This window comes from Micromonospora sp. DT178, assembly GCF_049841695.1.
GTDB lineage: Bacteria > Actinomycetota > Actinomycetes > Mycobacteriales > Micromonosporaceae > Micromonospora.
This window is the reverse complement of record NZ_JBNCKV010000011.1, coordinates 92012-110608: the sequence shown is the minus strand read 5'-3', so window position 1 is coordinate 110608 and position 18597 is coordinate 92012. Positions and strand designations below refer to the sequence as shown.

The following is an 18597-nucleotide window of genomic DNA, read 5'->3' as shown; positions in this document are numbered from 1 at the left end:
GTCAGGCCGGGTCGGGCAGCCATCCGTCGAAGGGCGCCGGGGTCACCGGCTCGCCGTTGAGCAGCAGCCGGGCGGGGCAGTCCGCGCCGACGACGCTGACGTGCGTCACCCGCAGCGGCCCGTCGGTGTCCACGCGCAGGGTGTCGCCGTCGCGGACGGCCGCCACGACCGTGTCGCCGTCGACGTCGTGCAGCACCCTGCGGGCGTCGATCCCGCCCCAGCTCACCAGGGTCACGTCGCGGAACGGCCCGTCGCCCACCGTGTCGCCGGGGGCGACCACCGGCACGAGCGCGCCGTGCCGGACGTAGAGCGGCAGCCGGTGCGGCGGCACGTGGACCCGCAGGTGCCGCCCGCCGGGGTGCCGCTCGCCGGTGGCGGCGTCGACCCAGTCGTCGCCGACCGGCAGGTAGACGTCGCGCCGCCCGGACGGGTCGGTGACGGGGGCGACCAGCAGGTCGGTGCCGAGGCGGTACTGCAGGTCCGTCGTCCAGGCCGTCGGGTCGTCGGGGGTGTCCACCAGCAGCGCGCGCATCATCGGCGCCCCGCCGGCGGCCGACTGCACCGCCGCCGACCACAGGTACGGCATCAGCCGGTAGCGCAGCCGCAGGGCGGCCACCGCGTCGCGTTCGGTCTCGGCGGGGAAGTCCCACGGCAGCCGGCTGGTGGTGCCGTGCAGACGTACCAGCGGCGACAGCGCGCCGAACTGGGTCCAGCGGACGTACAGCTCCGGCGTCGGGGTGCCATGGAAACCGCCGGTGTCGTGGCTCCAGAACGGCACGCCGGACAGCCCGTGCGACAGCCCGCCGCGCAGGGTGCTGGCCAGCCCCGGCCAGGTGGCGTTGACGTCGCCGCTCCACTGGGCGCTGTGCCGCTGCCCGCCCAGGTACGACGAGCGGGCCCACACGGTGCGGTGCCCGGTCACCTCCTCGGTCACCTGGGCGACCACGTCGTTGAACAGCAGCGCGTACACGTTGTGCAGCTCGACGCCGGTCATCCCGTTGTGGGCGACGGCGTCGACGGGCACGCCCTCAGCGAAGTCGGTCTTGAACACCGCCACCCCCTGCTCCAGCAGAGGCCGCAGCAGCCCGGTGAACCACTCGACGGCCGCCGGGTTGGTGAAGTCCACGATGGCGCTGGCGGGGTGGCTGCCGTGCCAGACGTCGGCGACGTACGGGCTGCCGTCGGCGTGGCGCAGGAAGTACCCGGCCTCGGCCGCCTGCGCGTAGAGCGGGCTGTCGGTCATCAGGTACGGGTTCATCCAGAGGCAGACCCGGAACCCCCGCGCGGCGAGGGTACGCAGCATCGCGGCGGGGTCGGGGAACGCCTCGTCGTCCCACCGCAGGTCCGACCAGCGCCCGGCGACCTGCCAGTAGCAGTCCAGGTGCAGCACGTCGCAGGGGATGCCGCGCTCGCGCAGCAGGCGCCCCCGCTCGAGCACCCGCTCCTGCGAGTCGGGGAAGAAGCCGGAGGAGACCCAGGCCCCGAACGCCCACTTCGGCGGCAGGTACGGCCGGCCGGTGAGCCGGTCGAAGCGGTCGAGCACCTCGGCCGGGGTCGGGCCGGCCAGCACGTAGTAGTCGAGCAGGTCGTCGGGGACCAGGAACTGCACGCTGCTGTGGGTGGACTGGCAGACGTCGAACTGCACCGGCAGCCCGCTGTCGACCAGCACGCCGTAGCCGCGGTCCGACAGGTAGAACGGCACGTTCTTGTGGGAGCGGTCCGACTCGCCGCCGAAGGCGTCGAAGTTCCACATCAGCGGCCGCTGCCCCCGCTTGTCCAGCGGGGTGAACTTCTCGCCGAAGCCGACGAAGCGTTCGTCGCCGGGGGCGACGAAGCTCTCGTGCCAGGCGACGGGCGCGCCGTCGACGGTGGACCGGCCGAACGGCAGGGTGCGCCGCCGGCCGCTGATGTCGCGGGTGCCCGGGTCCTGGTCGAGCAGCAGCCGCCCGTCCGCGCCGAGGAAGCGCAGGTGCCACGGGTCCAGCCGGATCTCGGCGACCACCGCGCCGGCGTCGACCCGGACGCGGGCGTCGTCGACGGTGACGGTGGCCGGGTGGGTGCCGGGGCGCACCAGCGGCAGCGCCCGAGCGGAGCGGCTGCGGGCCTGCGGGTCGTCGGACAGGCGTACCCGGATCACCCCCTCGCCGGCGGCGTCGACGCGTACCACCATGCTCGCGCCGTCGGAGAGGGCGGCCTTGAACGTCACCCCGTGTGGGTCGGTCGCGACGACCTCGGCCCGACCGACGACGGCGGCACCCTCCTCGCCGGGGCCGCGCGCCGGCAGGTCGGGTGGGTCGGCCACGAAGGTCTCGTACGGGACCAACGGCGGTCGGTAGGGCATCGGCGTCTCCTCCGGGATGGTTCCGACGGTCCCGTCAGTTTCTTTGGCTTGCCAACTAACTGTCAACGACAACCTTCGCCGGGTCGGCGCGAGGTGGGCGTTGACAGGCGGAAACCTGATCAATATTTTGGATGCCTCCCCAACAAACTGGCGGTGGACGATGTGGGGTGACGGCGCGGGGCTGCGCTACGGCGGCGACTACAACCCCGAACAGTGGCCGGCCGAGGTGTGGCGCGAGGACGTCGCCCTCATGCGTCGCGCCCGGGTCAACCTGGTCACCGTCGGCGTGTTCGCCTGGTCGCGGCTCGAACCGGAGCCCGGCCGGTACACCTTCGACTGGCTGGACCGGGTGCTGGACCTGCTGCACCAGGGCGGCATCGGCGTCGCCCTGGCCACCCCGACGGCGTCGCCCCCGCCCTGGTTCTCGCTGGCGCACCCCGACGCGCTGCCGGTGACCGCCGACGGCGTCCGCCTGCACCACGGCAGCCGGGACACCTACTGCGCCGCCGCGCCCGCCTACCGGGCCGCCGCCCGGCGCATCGCCGCCGCCCTCGCCGACCGCTACGCCCACCACCCCGCGCTCGCGCTGTGGCACGTGCACAACGAGTACGGCACCACCTGCCACTGCGCGCACACCGCGCGGGCGTTCCGACGTTGGCTGGCCGAGCGGCACGGCGACCTCGACGCGCTCAACGCCGCCTGGGCCACCAGCTTCTGGAGCCAGCACTACACCGACTGGAGGCAGATCGACACGCCCCGCGCCACGCAGTACCTGGCCAACCCGGGGCACCTGCTGGACTTCCGCCGCTTCTGGTCGGACACCCTGCTCGCCGCGTACGTCGAGCAGCGCGACCTGCTGCGGACGGCCAACCCGGCGGTCCCGGTCACCACCAACCACGTCCTCGCCGACTGGGTGCCCGTCGACCACGCCCGCTGGGCCGCCGAGGTGGACGTGGTGGCGATCGACCACTACCCGGACGCGGTCGACGGCGGCGCCGAGGAACAGACCGCCCTCGCCGCCGACCTGGCCCGGGGCTGGGCCCGCCACGGCGCGGCCCACCGCACCGGCGACGGCGACCGGCCGGCGTCGTGGCTGCTGATGGAGAGCGCCCCCAACCAGATCCACAGCGGCGGGCGGATGCACGCCAAGGAACCCGGCCGGATGATCCGGCACAGCCTCTCCCACGTCGCCCGAGGCTCGCGGGGCGCCATGTTCTTCCAGTGGCGGGCCCCGGCGGGCGGGGCGGAACGCTTCCACTCCGCGCTGGTGCCGCACGCCGGCCCCGACACCCGCGTGTTCCGGGAGGCCGTCGACCTCGGCGCGACGCTGGAGCGGATCTCGGAGGTCGACGACGGCACGGTCGACGCCGCCGTCGCCATCGCCTGGGACGCCGCCAGCGGCTGGGCCCTGGGCCACCCGGGGATGCCGTCGCCGCACCTGCGCCACGGCGACGAGGTGGCCGCGGCGCACCGGGCGCTGTGGCACGCCGGGTTCGGCACCGACGTGGTGCTGCCCGGCGACCGGATCGACGGGTACCGGCTGCTGGTGCTGCCCGCCCTCTACCTGGCCTCCGACGCCACCGCCGACTGGGTGGGCGGGTACGTCCACGGCGGCGGTCACCTGCTGGTGACCTGGCTCAGCGGAGTCGCCGACGAGCACGCCTGGGTCCGGCTCGGCGGTCACCCCGGGGCGTTCCGCGACGTGCTGGGCGTGCGCGTCGAGGAGTTCCACCCGCTCGCCGACGGCGAGACGGTGCCCCTGTCCGACGGCGGGACCGGTCGCCTCTGGGCCGAGACGGTACGCCTCGCCGGCGCGGAGCCGGTGACCTCGTACGCCGGTGGCGCGCTCGCCGGGCTGCCGGCGGTCACCCGGCACCGCAGCGGCGCCGGCACGGCCTGGTACCTGTCCACCCGGCCCGACGACGGCACCTACCGCCGGCTGGTGACGGACGCGGCGCGGGCGGCCGGCGCGGCACCCGTCTGCCCGGCGGCGCCGGCCGGGGTCGAGGCGGTCCGGCGACGCGCCGCCGGGGCGAGCTGGCTGTTCCTGCTCAACCACACCGACCGGCCGCAGCGGGTCCCGGCGGCCGGGGTCGACCTGCTCACCGGCGCGACGGCCGCCACGGAGGTGCACCTGTCCGCCGGGGGCGCCGCCGTGCTCCGGGAGAACTGATGCCGCCGGCCGCCGTGGCGTCCCGGATCGCGCCGACGGCTGACCCGCCGCCCGGCGAACCCCCGATGCCGCTCGCCGCCGGCGTCCGGCCCGCGGGCTGCCGGCGCGCCGTCGCCGGCGGGCTCGCGGTCAGGGCATGGCGACGGCGGCGCGCGACCGGTCGGCGGCGATGCGCACCGCCAGCCCCGCCAGCACCGTGCCCATCACCAGGCGCTGCACCCGCAGCCACAGCGGCCGGCGGGCGAAGAACCCGGCGAGCGCGCCGGCGCTGAGCACGATCAGCGCGTTCACCGTCAGCGCCACCGCGATCTGGGTCAGCCCCAGCAGCAGGCTCTGCGCGGCCACGTGGCCACGGGCCGGGTCGATGAACTGCGGCAGCAGCGACACGTAGAGAATCGCGATCTTGGGGTTCAGCAGGTTGGTGACCAGGCCCATGGTGAACAGCCGCCGGGCCGGGTCCGGCGGCAGCGGCGCCGGGGCGAACGGCGACTGCCCGCCCGGTCGCAGCGCCTGCCACGCCAGCCACAGCAGGTACGCCGCGCCGGCCAGCTTGACCGCCGTGTACAGGGCGGGCACCAGCACGAACACCGTCGCGATGCCGGCGACCGCGGCGGCCAGGTAGACACCGAATCCGGCGGCGACGCCGAGCAGCGACACCAGCCCCGCCCGCCGGCCCTGCGTCACCGACCGGGACACCAGATAGACCATGTTCGGGCCGGGGGTCAACACCATCCCCAGCGCCACCAGCGCGATGCCCACCAACGCACCCGTACCGACCATGCCGCGTCCCCCCGTTGCACCCGACTCGCGCCGACCCTACGCCGTACGCCACCGCGCCGCCGACCCGTTTCGGCGTGCCGCGCGCCGCCCGCCCGCCCCCACCGCCGACGCGGCGACGGGCACACTGTGCCGATGCTGCACGCCCCGGCCACCCCGACCCTGCCGGAACTCCTGCTGCGCCCGTGGCGCGACGACGACGCCGACGCCCTGATCGCCGCGTACCGCGACCCGGTACTGCGGCGCTGGACCCGGGCGCCGGTGACCACGGCCGCCGAGGCGCGCCGGTTCCTGGCCGCGGCACACCGGGACTGGGACGACGGCAACCGGTTCTGCTTCGCCGTGCTGGAGCCGCACCCGGTCGGCGAGACCCTGGTGGCGCAGGTGGTCCTCAAGAACGTCACCGAGGGCGGCGGGGACGCCGAGGTCGGCTACTGGACCGCCGCGCCCGCGCGGGGCAGGGGCATCGCCCCGCACGCCCTGACCGCGGTCACCGACTGGGCGTTCGCCCGGTTCGCCGGCCTGCGGCGGTTGGACCTGCTGCACCAGGTCGACAACCCCGCGTCCTGCCGCGTCGCGGAGAAGGCCGGCTACCTCTTCCAGGAGGTGCTGCCGGCCCGACCGCCGTTCCCCCGCGACGGCCACCGGCACGCCCGGGAATGCCCGGCCCGGTCGGGGCGCTGACTTCTCCCGGCGGCCACGGCGCGGTGGCCGCGTTACCGTGGGGCCGGGGGAGGTGTCGGCAGGTGGACAGCTGGGAAGCGACGGTCGAGGCGCGCATCCGCGCGGCGCAGGAGCAGGGGGAGTTCGACAACCTGCCCGGCATGGGCAAGCCCATCCCCGGTCGCGGCCAGCCCTACGACGAGTCGTGGTGGATCAAGAGCTTCCTGGAGCGGGAGAAGCTCCCCACCGATCTGCTACTGCCGACGCCACTGCAACTGCGCCGCCGCATCGAACAGGTACCCGACGAGGTGCGGGACCTGCCGACCGAGGAGTCCGTGCGCGCGTTCGTCGCCGACCTCAACGCCCAGATCCTCTCCTGGCTGCGTACGCCCACCGGCCCCCGGGTCGCGGTGCGCCCGGTCAACGCCGACGAGGTGGTCCGCCGCTGGCGGACCGAGCGGGAGGCCACCGCCGCCGCCACCCCGCCCCCGGCGCCGCCGGCCGCACCGCGCCGGCGGGGCTGGCGACCGCCCTGGCGTCGTCGGGCGGCGTAGCCGCCGTCAGTGCACCGCCGCCCGCCACGACCAGGACGTACGCCGGGCGCGGCCGGGCAGCTCGCCACGGCCGGTCAACCACCGCAGCACCTGCGGCGCCGGCCCGGCGGGCGCGTCCGGAAACAGCCGCCGCACCACGGCGGCGCTGAGCCGCTGCGGCGGCTGCCAGGGCACCCCGAGCCCGCGGGCGATGTCGTCGGTGTGCAGCAACGTCTCCGCCACCCCCATCGCCGCGAAGCCCGCCGGGTCGCAGGGACCGTAGTGCCACGCCCGCGTGTCCGGCCCGGCGGCGTCGACGGCCGCCCGCAGTAGGCCACCGCAGGCGACGACGACCCGCAGCACCTCGGCCGGGCCGGCGGCGGGGGAGACGACCAGGTCGAACGGCAGATAGCCGTCGTCGGGACGCCCACTGACCTGACCGGCGTACGCCAGCAGGTCGTGCGCGACGTGCGCGGCGGTGGTCCAGCAGCTCCACTCCAGCCCGCCGGCCGGCACGCCCCAGTCCCGCCCGGTGTGCGGGCCGAGAACGGCGGTCATCTCGGTCACCGCGCGGTCCACGTCGACGCCGGTCAGCTCGGGCATCTCCCGACCGTGCCATCGCACCACGGCTGCGGCAACCGGATGACGCTTGCCCGCCGTGACCCCTCGGCACTAGGGTCGGATCCGTGACTGCCGGGTCGGCCATGGGCCACGAGCGGACAGGGCACCCGGCCGCCAGGTGAGCCGGGGGCGGGCCCGCGGCCCGCCGACGCCCCGCACCTGCCGGTGTCGACGCCACGTCCACCGCGCCACGCTTGCCTCACCGTCCACGCCGGCCGTCCGCCGGCGTATCCGCATCCTCGCCGCCACCGGTCGCCGGGCGGGCGATCCACCGTGGCCGCACCCTCCTGCCCGAGCAGAGAGCAGAGCATTGCCCAACGACTTCAACCAGCAGATCATCGACGAGTTCCGCGCCAACTCCGGCCGGGTCGGCGGCCCCTTCGAGGGGGCCCGGCTGATCCTGCTCACCACCACCGGGGCCCGCTCCGGCGCCCCGCACACCACCCCGGTCGGCTACCTGCCCGACGGCGAGGAACGCATCCTCGTCATCGCCTCGGCCGGGGGCGGTCCGAAGCACCCGGACTGGTACCACAACCTGCTCGCCGACCCGCTCGCCACCGTCGAGGACGGGGTCTTCACCTACCAGGCCCGCGCGGTCGTGCTGACCGGCGCCGAACGCGACGAGATCTTCGCCCGGGCCGTGGAGGCCGACCCCGGGTGGGCCGCGTACCAGGCGAAGACGACACGGGTGATCCCCGTGGTGGCCCTGCACCAGGTGGCGGGCGGGCCACCGGAGGCGGCGTCCTGGGGCGCGGCGCTCAAGTTGGTCCACGACGCGTTCCGTCGGGAGCTGGCGTTGATCCGCGACGAGGTCGCCCGTTCCGGTCCGGGCCTGGGCGCGCAGTTGCGGGTCAACTGCCTGACCTTCTGCCATGGCCTGCACCACCATCACCGCAACGAGGACGACGGCATGCTCGCCAGGCTGGAGGGGCAACGTCCGGACCTCGCCCCGACGCTGGCACGGCTGCGCGAGGAACACCGTCGCATCGCGGCGCTCGTCGAACGCCTCCAGCAGGTAGTCGCTGACCCCGACGCCGACCCGGCCCAGGCCCGCCGGGAGGTCGAGCGTCTCACCACCGAACTGGAGGCCCACCTGACGTACGAGGAGGAGCAGCTCATCCCCGTCCTCGACGGCACCGGCTGACGGCGGCGCCCGCGACCGGATCCGGCGCGAGCCGGCCCCGGTCGCGGGCGGAGCCCGGCGCGGCTGGTGGTACCCCGATTTGAGGGTTCACGACGCACATCTGGTGGAAATCGGGCGTAAGCCTCAAGAAGCACTTCAATGAAAAACTTGAGGCATGGACGTTGAGGACATGAAGCGGTACGTCCGCGAGACCTTCGACGGCGTGAACGCCGTGGAGGCGAACGGGGACACCTTCTACATCTACGACCCGGGTCGGGACCTGCCCGCCGAGCGACAGCTGCCGTTCGCGACGATCGTGACCGGCGACCACTACGACGACGCGTCCGCCCTGGACAGACCGGGTGCGTGGCGGCTCAACATCGGGTTGACCCGCTCGGCGTACGGGGCGCTGTTCGCGCAGCGGCACGGGCCGGACGTCGACCACACGGTGCCGGACGCCGTGCTGCCGCATCCGGTCTACGCGCCGCAGCACTGGGTGTGTGTCGTGAACCCCGGCGAGGCGAGCGTGGACACGGTGCGGCAACTACTGGCCGAGGCGTACGACTTCGCGGCCCGCAAGCACGCCAACCAGCGGTCCCGGCGGTCCTCGTCCTGACATGCGTGACGGCCGGCGCGTCCCACGGGCCGGCCGTCACACCTCGGGGTTAGCGTCGGCAGGTCTGCCGTCGGGCAGGCCCGCCGAGACGAGGGGACACCGCCTGATGTCGCGCAACACCCAGACCGTCGAGACCTACCTGGACGGCTTCCGGAAGAACGACCACGCGCAGATCCTGTCCTGCCTCACCGACGACATCGAGTGGACGGTGTTCGGCGCCTTCCAGCTCAAGGGCAAGCAGGCGTACGACGCCGCGATCGAGGGGCCGGGTTTCGTGCCGCCGCCCCACCTGGCGGTCGTACGCATGGTGGAGCAGGGCGACACCGTCATGGCGGAGCTCGTCGGCTCGGTGCGACGCGACACCGGCGAGGAGATGCGCATGTCGATGGCCGAGGTGTTCGTCCTGCGCGACGGCAAGATCGCCGAGCGGCGCGCCTGGGTCATCGAGTTGAAGGAGAACGACCACCGCTGACCGGCGAGAGGTCAGCCGGGCTTGATCTGGCCGAGCTGCACGAGCAGCTGCACCCCTCGGTACACCTCGACCATGTCCCGGCCGGTGAACGTCACCGTACGCGCGCCGGGGGCGCGGGCGAAACCAGGCACCAGCGTCGCCTGGTCCACGGTCGTCGGGCTGTACAGATCGACCTCGACGTCGACGGGCCCGGCGAGGACCAGCGGCGGCACCTCCGCGCGCCGTCCCACCGCCGTCGCGGCTGCCCGCCGAAGGCGGTCCTGGGCCTCCCCGGGGTGCAGCGTCACCGCAGCCGCCTGGCCCAGCGCGCGCTTGACCTCGACGGCCACCGCATCGGGGACCATGTCGCGCAGCTCGGCGCACGCGACGTCGTCGCCACTGATCAGCACCACCGGAACACCGAAGTGACCCGCCACTGCGGTGTTCATGCCGATCTCGCCCGTCGGCCGTCCGTTGAGTCGTACGTCGAGCACCGCGTCGCTCATGGTGTGGGCCAGCACCGCCGGTCCCGCACCGGCGCGCGCGTGGTACCCGACGAGCAGCAGCGCGTCAACGCCCATCTCGAGCCCCGCGACCATGCTCAGGGGGCGGGGCTTGCCGCGGACGAGTCGCGCCCGGCGGTCGAGTTCCTCGGGCAGGAGGTTGCGGAAAGGCCCGTGCGCGTCCGCCACCAGCACGTCCGCGGCCGGCTCCGCGTCGAGCACGCCAAGGACGGCCGCGTTCACCTCGGCCGTCATCAGCCTGCGGGAGCGCTCGTAGTCGTAGCCACCCGGATTCGTCTCGGTCGGGTGGACGATTCCCGAGATTCCCTCCATGTCGGCCGAGACCAGCACTCTGGGTTCCGTCGTCATCACCTCACCGTACCGACGCCGATCACGGTGCTCGTGCGGCCGCAGCGGTCAGCTCTGCTGGTAGTTCACCGCCGCGATGCCGCAGGGCGCGTGCAGGTGCAGGTAGTAGGCGCCCTCACCGAAGCCCACGTCGGCTCCGCCGACCAGGCCGAGATAGTCCATCGGCTGCCGGCAGGCGGGGCAGTCGACGTGCTCGGCGTCCTGGATCCAGTCGGGATGGCCGCCCAGGGTGGAGCCGCCTTCGTCCCACGCGCTGGCCTCGAACGATGAGGTCCGGCGGGGGCCGACAGCCGGAAGCACGGCCGGCGGGTCCTCCGGCTCGATGGTGACCGGCGCGTAGTCCGGGCGGCAGTTGCCCGCCCACCAGACGGCGTCGCCGTCGGGCGTGACCTCGCAGCACAGCGTCGTGTAGCAGGCGCAGAGGTGGCAGGTCACGATCCTCAGCCGGCCGGCCCAGCCGGTGTGGGCCAGGACCTCACCCACCTCCGGGGTGTCGGTGTCGAGGTCGGCGATGGTCCACAGCGGGGAGGCGCACCACGGGCAGGCAGGGCCGTCGACGGGCCTTGGCACCTCGATCGGAGTCAACCGGTACGCCGTAGGCGCGCACAGCTCCCGGCGGCTGCCGTCGGGAGCGACCGTCCAACCGGCCTGGTGGGCGTAGTCCAGCGCCCCGACGTGCAGTCTGTCCGCACCGGCCGGCGGCTGTTCCTGCCATCTCCGCAGGGCCTGCTCGGCGCGCGGGTCGGAGGCGTGCGCGAGGATGAGCAACAGATGGTTGAGCCGGTGCGGCGCCCGGCCGGCGTTGACGTCGTCGATGATCCGGCGGACCACGTCTCCGGTCGCGCCGCGATACAAGGTCGGCGGCCAGAGTACGCCGGCGTCGAGCAGTTGACCCAGGTGTCCGACGAGGCGTGCCGGCTCGGCGGCGGCGATCTCGATCAGTTCCTCGAGCGCGGCGTCGTCGCCGGCTCCGGCCGCCCGGACCAGTTCCTCGATCATGGCAGCATGGTAGCCAGGCGGTCCGTCGACCAGGCGTGGTGACCATCGGGCCGCCGCAGGTCGGGTTCAGGTCCTCCAGCCGACCCACTGCCTACGCGGGCAATCCCCGGCTCAGCGGTTGTCGCCGCTGCCACCCAGTACGCCACGGCCCTGGCGGCTGGCCAGCTTGGCCAGGTTGCCGGTCGCGATGTCGTCCAGCGTGAGATCGAGGTAGTCGGCAAGTACCGCCACGTACCAGAGGACGTCACCGAGTTCCTTGGCGATGTCGGCCCGGTCGATGCGTGACTCGTCGCTGTCGAGGTCCCGGACCCACTTCTTGAACTTCTCGGCGATCTCACCAGACTCGCCGACCAGTCCGAGTACGAGGTGGAGCAGTTCGTTCTTCTTGTCACGCGGGGCGGCCGTGCGAAGGGCCCCGCGCTGGTACTCGTCCAGGTCCATGGCGGACCAGTATGGACGAGCCGCTCCCACTCGCCCAGCCGGCTCACCCGACGACCGCGGCAAGGCGCTGCCTCAGCGCCCTGAGACGAGACGGGCGCCCTCCTCGCCGATTATTGGATTACCGGTAATGACAAACCAATAAAGAGCCTGCACGAAAGCCGCAAATCGGCCGCACATCATAATGACTGTTATGGGCGGCTGCTCGGCTGGGTGCGAGAGCCTGGATCAAAGTGCTGTTGGTGGATAACCGTGGAGAGCCAGACGGCGTCGACGCTGCCGTCGTCGAGCGGGATGCGCTCGGCGTCGCCAGGCACGACAGGCGGGGTTCACCGAGCGGGCGCGCATCGCCTCGGAGGGCTCAACCGCGATGACCTCAATGCGGTCGTACAGGCAGTGAAGGCTTGCGCCCACATTCCGGTGCCGGAGCCCAGGTCGAGCACCCGCACCCCGGCACGGGGATCGAGGCGCCGCGTCACGGCCTCCCGCCAAGCGGAGAGTCCGTCGTCGGTGAGGTGACGGGTCGCCTCTAACGCCGCGGCGTCCGCGTTGTCGTACGCGATTCGAGCCAGGCCGATGACCCAGCCGCCTGTGCGCACGAGCAAGCAAGGGGGTACAGCGGTGTGACGAACCGCCCACGCTGAAGGGCTACCGGTCGGACGCGGCTTACGTAGGGTCGGGCCATGGGCGCGGATTCTGAACTACGGCGCTGGCTACGGCAGCGTGGAGCCGAGACGATCCAGCACCCCGGCGGCACTCTCTACGCCCACCTGTGCCGACTGCACGACCGCCTCGCTGAGCTGGGGTGTGGCGTTGACGCGCAACTGGCCGGTCTCGCGCACGCCGTCTACGGCACGGACGGCTTCTATGTGACGCTGCTCGACCGGACCGATCGAGCCACGCTCCGAAACCTCATCGGCGACGATGCTGAAGCCCTGGTTTACCTGTACGGGGCCTGCGACCGCAGGCGGACCTGGCGAGAGCTGGCGACAACCGGTGAGGTCGTCGACCGCTTCACCGATCAGACGTGGCACCTGAGCCCGGGCCAGATGCGACCCTTTGTGGATCTCAGCATCGTTAACGAGTTGGACATCGTCGAGCAAGACCCGCTTACCGCGGACAAGTACGGCGCATACTTCCGCTCCCTGTTCGCCGCCTGGGCACCGATCGCTTCCCCACAGGTCACCAGTGAAGCGCAGCGACTCCTCAGCGAAGGTAGCCGAAGCACTTCGGCGAGGCCCCAGGATTGACGGTCCTCACCGGCGCTACAAACCACAGCCGGTTCACCGAGGCCAGCAAGATGGTGCCGTTGGTCTGGATAGCGTCACGGCTGCCCGTCCCAGCCCTCCGTCATGTCGAAGACCCGGCGGCCGACGATTGTCGCCCCGATCTGGTCCCAGTACGGCCGGGTGTAGTCGTAGGACGTCTGCGACACCTTCAACTCGCCGCTCTCGTCCAACGGCACGTCACCGCTGGACAACGGACGCATCGGCGGTGAGGCCTACCGCTCGGCGATGCCGAGCGTGTGCCTCACGGAAGCACTCGCCGAGGCGCCGCTGTCACCCAGTCGTGCCGTCCAGTCCCACACGATGTGCCGCACCCGCGGGCTGACAACCTGGCTGCTGCCGGCGCCGGCAGCGGTCATCGGTGATCTCCCGCGATCGGACTGGTCGTCGCAGTCGAGCGACACGAGAACGCCTGGAGATAGTCGTCGATCTCAGCCAGCACGGCGGCCTTGTCCGCAGCGGCGAGAAACGAGTACCGCACGGCCTGGCGGGCCAACTCGGCGACGCCGCGCCCGTCGAGGTCGAGCAGATCTGCGGCCACCTGGTATTCCCTGTTCAGGGTGGTGGAGAACATGGGCGGGTCGTCGGAGTTGACGGTGACCGGCACACCGGCGGCCACCAACTGCGGCAGTGGATGCTCGGCCAGCGACGGCACCGAGCGGGTACAGGCGTTGGAGGTCGGGCACACCTCCAGGGCGATGTCGTGCTCGCGCAGGTAAGCCATCAACTCGGGGTCACGGGCGGCGGCTATGCCGTGGCCGATGCGTTCCGCGCCGAGATGGCGTACCGCATCCCACACGGTCTGCGGGCCGGTCGACTCACCGGCGTGCGGAACGCTGCGCAACCCGGCGGCCCGCGCGGCGGCGAAGTGCCCGGCGTACCGGGCGCGGGGGATTCCGGACTCCGGGCCGCCCAGCCCGAAGCTGACCAGCCCGTCCGGGCGCTGCTTGAGCGCCACCTCCAGGGTGACGTCGGCGCCGGTCATCGTGGGCTCGCCCGGGATGTCGAAGCACCAGCGCAGCTGGATACCGTGGTCGCGGGCGGCCCGCAGCCGTGCGTCCTCCACCGCCTCGCAGTACGCCTCGGCCGGGATACCACGCACGATCGAGGAGTACGGGGTCAGCGTCAGCTCGGCGTACCGCACCGACTGGGCGGCCAGGCCGGCACCGATGTCGTAGGTGAGTGTGGCCAGGTCCTCGGCGTCGCGGATCAGGTCCACCACCGACAGGTACACCTCGACGAAGTGCGCGAAGTCAGTGAACGTGAAGTACTCGGCCAGCAGCGCCGAGTCGGCCGGCACCGCAGTGGTCCCGGCGTGCCGTTCGGCCAGCCGAGCCACGGTCTGCGGTGTTGCCGACCCGACGTGGTGAACGTGCAGTTCCACCTTGGGCAGGCCGGCGATGAAGTCAGTCAGGTCCGTTGCCATATGCACAACCCTCACCGTGCGGGTGATCCGCCGGAAGGACGGCAACCTCCCAGCGGGAGGCGCCCTTGGGCCAAGGAACGGGCCGAGCGTGGCGGATAGTCATCCGTCGCAGCGCCTCTCGACCCTCATCGGCACGCTAACAAGGCCGCTCGGTGACGACAACCCTCCGCGACGCGCCAAGATCGCCCTTGGCGGGTCTCTCCCGAACATCGGTCCCCGAGCGCCTACCCTGGCAGTGCCGCGCCTGGGGTACGGGTGCCGGACGGCGAACGGTCGGTCGTCGTGGCGAGCGCTGCGACCCGTTGTGAGAAGGAGAGCCGAAGTGGTCGCGCAACGGCTGCGGGTCGCCGCGTACGGCGTGTGTCTGCGGGACGGACATCTGCTGCTTGCCCGGTACGTGTCGCCCGACGGATCCCAGCGACACTGGACGCTGCCCGGCGGGAGGGTCGAGCACGCCGAGGATCCGTTCGACGCGGTCGTCCGCGAGGTGGCCGAGGAGACGGGCTACCATGTTCAGGTCGAGCGGTTGCTCGGTGTGGACTCGCGGGCGAGGCACGTCGAGTGGGGCGGCCCCGACGGCGCCGAGTTGCACAGCGTGGGCGTCTTCTATGAAGTAAGCGTCACCGGCGGCGAGCTTCGTGATGAGACGGGTGGTTCGACCGACCTGGCGCGGTGGATCCCGATGACGCGGGTCAGCGCCCTGGACCGCTCCGTCGTCATCGACGTCGGGCTCGAGTTGCACCGTCGGGCGCCGCTCACCGGGCACGTGGAGCCGATCGAGGTCACGGGACCGCTGCGGCACTGACCGCGGCCGTGCCGAGGAATCCGCCGGACTGCCGCGACCACAGGTCCGCGTAGAGCCCGCCGCGTTCCAGCAGCTCCGCGTGGGTGCCCTGCTCGGCGGTCCGGCCGGCGTCGAGGACCACGATCCGGTCCATGCGGGCGATGGTGGAGAGCCGGTGGGCGATCGCGATCACCGTACGGCCGGTCATCACCTCGCTGAGGGTGTCGTGGATGGCGGCCTCCGCCTCGGAGTCGAGCGCGGACGTGGCCTCGTCCAGGACCAGGATCGGCGCGTCGCGGTAGAACGCGCGGGCCAGCGCGATCCGCTGCCGCTGGCCACCGGACAGGCGTACGCCGCGTTCGCCGACATGTGCGTCCAGGCCGGTCCGGCCGTCCGCGTCCCTGAGCGTGGCGACGAACCGGTCGGCGGACGCCCGGCGTAGCGCTGCTTCGATCCGCGCGTCGTCGGCGTCACCGGGTCCGGCGATGTTCTCCCGGACCGAGCGGTGCAGCAGGGTGGCCTCCTGGGCGACCATGGCGATCTGGCCGCGCAGGCTCTCCTGCGTCACGTGGGTGACGTCGGTGCCGTCGATCATGATCGTGCCGGACTCCGCGTCGTGGAACCGCAGCAGCAGACCCACCAGGGTGGACTTGCCCGCACCCGACCTGCCGACGATGCCGACGCGTTCACCGGCGGCGACGTCGAGGCTGAGCCGGTCGAGCCCGCCCTCGCTACGGCCGTAGTGGTGGCTGACCTGTGCGAAGGTGATCGCTCCACCCCGTACCCGCAGCTCGGTCGCCCCGGGTCTGTCCGGGACCGCGAGCGGTTGCGCGACGGTCCGCAGGGCCCGCCGCAGCGCGCCGACGGACCCGAACAGCGACGACACGGCGTCCAGGAGCCACTCCGCCATCGCGGTGATCCGGAAGCTGAGCGCCAGCGCGGCCGCGACGAGACCCAGGGGCGCGGCATCGGCACGCCACAGCGCGATCCCGTATCCGACGAGTCCGACGAGCAGCGCGCTGCTCAGCGCCATCATGGTGCCGTTGATCGTCACCTCGACCCGCTGCAGGTCCAGGTGCGCGCGCCGGGACAGCGCGAACACCCGGCGGTCGTGCTCGGTGCGGGTGTCCCGGCCGCCGAGCAACGCGAGCGTGTCGACGTTGCCGTACGAGTCGACGAGCAGGCCGGTCAGCGTGGACTCCGCGTCCTGCAGGCGCTCCGACGCGCGCCGGTAGCGCGGCACCACCCACCGCATGAGCATCGCGTACGCCAGGATCCAGGCGCCCAGCGGAAGCAGCAGGCGCACGTCGATCGTGGACATCAGCCACACCGAGCCGGCTGTGTAGGCGATCACGAACACCAGCGTGTGCACGACCGAGTACGCGGCGGTGCTGGCGGCATCGCCACCGTCGCGGACCGAGGTGGCGATGCGTCCGGCGAGGTCGTCGCGGAACCAGCCGACGGACTGCCGGGACACGTGCCGGTGTGCCCGCCAGCGGGCGAGGGGGCGGGCGTTGGCGCGGAACGCGATGTCGTCCAGCGCCTCGCCGACCACGTGGATCAGCGGCCTGACCAGCAGCACGAACAGGGCGACGGTGAGCAGCTCGGTGCCGTGGTCGGCCCAGAGCCGCTGCGGGCTCGCGGCGGCGAGCGTGTCGACGAGGCGTCCGGCGTACCCGATGAGCCAGACCTCGATGGCGGCCGCCAGGACGGTGGTGGCGACGGCCGCCGTCACGACCGGTCGTAGCGGTCGCAGCTCCTCCAGGAGGAACCGCCGGGCGCCGGCGGCCGGGGTGCGGTCGTCGCCGGTCGGGAAGGGATCAACAGGGTTTTCGAACAGACCGAACACGAAGTGCCTTTCCGGCGGGGGAGACGGACGGGGAGCCGGGGAAACAGCCGGACGTCCTCATGATCGATCTCCTCTTCGTGTCGGGTGGGTGTCCTCGCGAGGCTAGGCGACATCGCGGGGTGCCGCCTTCCATTTAGCGGCGGGGGCCGCCGAAGGGCCCCCGGGTCAGGGCGCCTCGGTGCGGGTGCGGCGGGCGTAGGCGCGGGCCGCGCGGGCGCGATCGCCGCAGCGGACCGAGCACCAGTGCCGGCGGGCGTGGGTGCGCAGCAGGTAGCGGGTGCAGGGGGCGGAGCCGCAGGCGGCGAGGCGGTCGGCGTGGGGGCCGCTGAGCAGGTCGGCCGCGTCGGCGGCCAGGACCGCCATGGCGTGGTCGACGATCTGCGTGACGGGGTGCGCCGGGGCGCGGTGCAGGCCGCGTGCCTCGTCCCAGTGCAGCAGGTCGGCGGCGGGAGCCGTGGTCAGGGCGTCGTTGACCGCGCGCAGGGCGCCGACGGGGGCGGGTCGCGCGTCGATCCGGGAGGCGATCAGGGCTCGGATCTGATCGCGCAGCGCGCGCAACCGCTGCGCGCACACCTCCCGCAGCTCCGCCTCGGGCGGGGCGAGGTGGCGTTCGGCCAGCCACCGCGTGGCGGCCTCGGGGGTGCCGAGGAGATCCAGGGACTGGCCGCCGGGCAGCGTCGGGGCGCTGTTGGCGAAGTCCAGCGCGACGTGCCGCTCCGCTCCCGGCGCCGGTAGCAGCGCGGCGGGGCCGGTGGCCTCGGTGGTCGCGGACTCCGTCACGGTTCTCATGGTACATCTTGCATTTATCCGTGAGAGTCGATTACGGTTCCTCACGGCAAAGCTATTCCCCAACCGTGAGGAACCGTGGTGACCGACACCAGCACGACGACCGTCCCCGTCCGCGTCTTCGGCGGCCCGACCGCCCTCATCGAGTACGGCGGGCTCAGGTTCCTGACCGACCCGACCTTCGACGCCCCCGGCGACTATCCCCTGGGCCCCGGCATGGTCCTCACCAAGACGGCCCCCGCCACCGCCGGCCCGGCCGACCTCGGCCCCGTCGACGCGGTGCTGCTCTCCCACGACCAGCACCCCGACAACCTCGACCACACCGGTCGGGCCCTGCTGGCCGACGTCGCCCTGACCGTCACGACCCCCAGCGGGGCGGGTCGCCTCGGCGGCACCGCCCGGGGCCTGGCGGCGTGGGAGTCCGTCGAGCTGGACCGCCCCGGCGGTGGCACCGTGACCGTGACGGGCGTGCCCGCCCGGCACGGCCCGGAGGGCTGCGAGCCGCTCACCGGCGAGGTCGTCGGGTTCGTCCTGACCGCCGCCGACCTGCCCACCGTCTACGTCAGCGGCGACAACGCCTCGCTGGACCTGGTCCGGCAGATCACCGAGCGCTTCGGGCCGGTCGACACCGCCGTACTGTTCGCCGGGGCCGTGCGTACCCCCATGTTCGACGGCGCGCTACTCACCCTCGACAGCGTCCAGGCCGCCGAGGCCGCCCGCATCCTGGGCGCGCGGCGGGTCGTGCCCGTGCACGTGGACAGCTGGGCCCACTTCACCGAGGGGCGCGACGACGTGGTCGAGGCGTTCACCCGGGCCGGCCTGGCCGACCGTCTCCAGCTCGGCTGAGCTGAGAGCCGTC

Annotated in this window: 19 protein-coding genes and 1 pseudogene; 9 read left to right on the top strand and 11 right to left on the bottom strand. The window is 72.9% G+C overall.

Annotation, left to right across the window (positions count from 1 at the left end; genetic code table 11):
* Nucleotide 1 precedes the first annotated feature (1 nt).
* Nucleotides 2-2341 (bottom strand): TIM-barrel domain-containing protein, encoded by a 2340-nt coding sequence (locus ACLQ22_RS21385; RefSeq protein WP_425693862.1) that lies wholly within the window; start codon nt 2339-2341, stop codon nt 2-4.
* A 160-nt stretch (nt 2342-2501) separates the two neighbouring features.
* On the opposite strand from ACLQ22_RS21385, the gene ACLQ22_RS21380 reads away from it, so the two are divergent.
* Nucleotides 2502-4514 (top strand): beta-galactosidase, encoded by a 2013-nt coding sequence (locus ACLQ22_RS21380; protein ID WP_425693861.1) that lies wholly within the window; start codon nt 2502-2504, stop codon nt 4512-4514.
* 129 nt (nt 4515-4643) lie between these two features.
* Here the strand turns inward: ACLQ22_RS21380 and ACLQ22_RS21375 are convergent, their stop codons facing one another.
* Nucleotides 4644-5294, bottom strand: a complete 651-nt coding sequence (locus tag ACLQ22_RS21375) for a LysE family translocator (RefSeq protein WP_366643488.1) — start codon at nt 5292-5294, stop codon at nt 4644-4646.
* A gap of 132 nt (nt 5295-5426) precedes the next feature.
* On the opposite strand from ACLQ22_RS21375, the gene ACLQ22_RS21370 reads away from it, so the two are divergent.
* Both ACLQ22_RS21370 and ACLQ22_RS21365 read left to right on the top strand, forming a co-directional pair.
* Entirely contained in the window at nt 5427-5975 is a 549-nt protein-coding gene (locus ACLQ22_RS21370) for a GNAT family N-acetyltransferase (protein ID WP_425693860.1), read from the top strand.
* Nucleotides 5976-6037: 62 nt separating this feature from the next.
* Nucleotides 6038-6508, top strand: coding sequence for a DUF1992 domain-containing protein (locus tag ACLQ22_RS21365; protein ID WP_425693859.1), 471 nt, complete (start codon nt 6038-6040; stop codon nt 6506-6508).
* A gap of 6 nt (nt 6509-6514) precedes the next feature.
* On the opposite strand, the gene ACLQ22_RS21360 is transcribed toward ACLQ22_RS21365, so the two are convergent.
* The gene (locus ACLQ22_RS21360) at nt 6515-7090 is read right to left on the bottom strand and encodes a maleylpyruvate isomerase N-terminal domain-containing protein (RefSeq protein WP_425693858.1); all 576 of its coding nucleotides are present in this window, start codon (nt 7088-7090) and stop codon (nt 6515-6517) included.
* A 328-nt stretch (nt 7091-7418) separates the two neighbouring features.
* Here ACLQ22_RS21360 and ACLQ22_RS21355 point away from each other — a divergent pair, with 328 nt between their 5' ends.
* From ACLQ22_RS21355 to ACLQ22_RS21345, 3 genes are all read left to right on the top strand, one after another.
* Nucleotides 7419-8252, top strand: a complete 834-nt coding sequence (locus tag ACLQ22_RS21355; protein ID WP_425693857.1) for a nitroreductase/quinone reductase family protein — start codon at nt 7419-7421, stop codon at nt 8250-8252.
* 154 nt (nt 8253-8406) lie between these two features.
* Nucleotides 8407-8847 (top strand): DUF6194 family protein, encoded by a 441-nt coding sequence (locus tag ACLQ22_RS21350; RefSeq protein WP_425693856.1) that lies wholly within the window; start codon nt 8407-8409, stop codon nt 8845-8847.
* Nucleotides 8848-8953: 106 nt separating this feature from the next.
* Nucleotides 8954-9319 (top strand): nuclear transport factor 2 family protein, encoded by a 366-nt coding sequence (locus tag ACLQ22_RS21345; RefSeq protein WP_425693855.1) that lies wholly within the window; start codon nt 8954-8956, stop codon nt 9317-9319.
* Nucleotides 9320-9330: 11 nt separating this feature from the next.
* Here the strand turns inward: ACLQ22_RS21345 and ACLQ22_RS21340 are convergent, their stop codons facing one another.
* The 4 genes and pseudogenes from ACLQ22_RS21340 to ACLQ22_RS21325 all read right to left on the bottom strand — a co-directional run.
* The gene (locus tag ACLQ22_RS21340) at nt 9331-10170 is read right to left on the bottom strand and encodes a M55 family metallopeptidase (RefSeq protein WP_425693854.1); all 840 of its coding nucleotides are present in this window, start codon (nt 10168-10170) and stop codon (nt 9331-9333) included.
* Between the two features lie 48 nt (nt 10171-10218).
* Complete coding sequence (locus ACLQ22_RS21335) at nt 10219-11169, bottom strand: hypothetical protein (protein ID WP_425693853.1); 951 nt, start codon at nt 11167-11169, stop codon at nt 10219-10221.
* Between the two features lie 111 nt (nt 11170-11280).
* A complete protein-coding gene (locus tag ACLQ22_RS21330; RefSeq protein ID WP_425693852.1) occupies nt 11281-11610 on the bottom strand; it encodes a nucleoside triphosphate pyrophosphohydrolase family protein in 330 nt (109 codons plus the stop codon).
* A 239-nt stretch (nt 11611-11849) separates the two neighbouring features.
* Nucleotides 11850-12179, bottom strand: a pseudogene (locus tag ACLQ22_RS21325) (methyltransferase domain-containing protein); the annotation flags it as partial.
* Between the two features lie 111 nt (nt 12180-12290).
* On the opposite strand from ACLQ22_RS21325, the gene ACLQ22_RS21320 reads away from it, so the two are divergent.
* Complete coding sequence (locus ACLQ22_RS21320; protein ID WP_425693851.1) at nt 12291-12857, top strand: DUF6817 domain-containing protein; 567 nt, start codon at nt 12291-12293, stop codon at nt 12855-12857.
* Nucleotides 12858-12931: 74 nt separating this feature from the next.
* Here the strand turns inward: ACLQ22_RS21320 and ACLQ22_RS21315 are convergent, their stop codons facing one another.
* The gene (locus ACLQ22_RS21315; protein WP_425693850.1) at nt 12932-13096 is read right to left on the bottom strand and encodes a hypothetical protein; all 165 of its coding nucleotides are present in this window, start codon (nt 13094-13096) and stop codon (nt 12932-12934) included.
* 152 nt (nt 13097-13248) lie between these two features.
* Complete coding sequence (locus ACLQ22_RS21310; RefSeq protein ID WP_425693849.1) at nt 13249-14319, bottom strand: adenosine deaminase; 1071 nt, start codon at nt 14317-14319, stop codon at nt 13249-13251.
* 322 nt (nt 14320-14641) lie between these two features.
* Here ACLQ22_RS21310 and ACLQ22_RS21305 point away from each other — a divergent pair, with 322 nt between their 5' ends.
* Nucleotides 14642-15124, top strand: coding sequence for an NUDIX domain-containing protein (locus ACLQ22_RS21305; RefSeq protein WP_425693848.1), 483 nt, complete (start codon nt 14642-14644; stop codon nt 15122-15124).
* Here the strand turns inward: ACLQ22_RS21305 and ACLQ22_RS21300 are convergent.
* On the bottom strand, nt 15102-16952 hold the full coding sequence (locus ACLQ22_RS21300) for an ABC transporter ATP-binding protein (protein WP_425693847.1): 1851 nt from the start codon (nt 16950-16952) through the stop codon (nt 15102-15104). The genes ACLQ22_RS21305 and ACLQ22_RS21300 overlap by 23 nt on opposite strands.
* A 165-nt stretch (nt 16953-17117) precedes the next feature.
* A complete protein-coding gene (locus ACLQ22_RS21295) occupies nt 17118-17741 on the bottom strand; it encodes an ABATE domain-containing protein (protein ID WP_425693846.1) in 624 nt (207 codons plus the stop codon).
* A gap of 75 nt (nt 17742-17816) precedes the next feature.
* Here ACLQ22_RS21295 and ACLQ22_RS21290 point away from each other — a divergent pair, with 75 nt between their 5' ends.
* Entirely contained in the window at nt 17817-18584 is a 768-nt protein-coding gene (locus tag ACLQ22_RS21290) for an MBL fold metallo-hydrolase (protein ID WP_425693845.1), read from the top strand.
* Nucleotides 18585-18597: the final 13 nt, after the last annotated feature.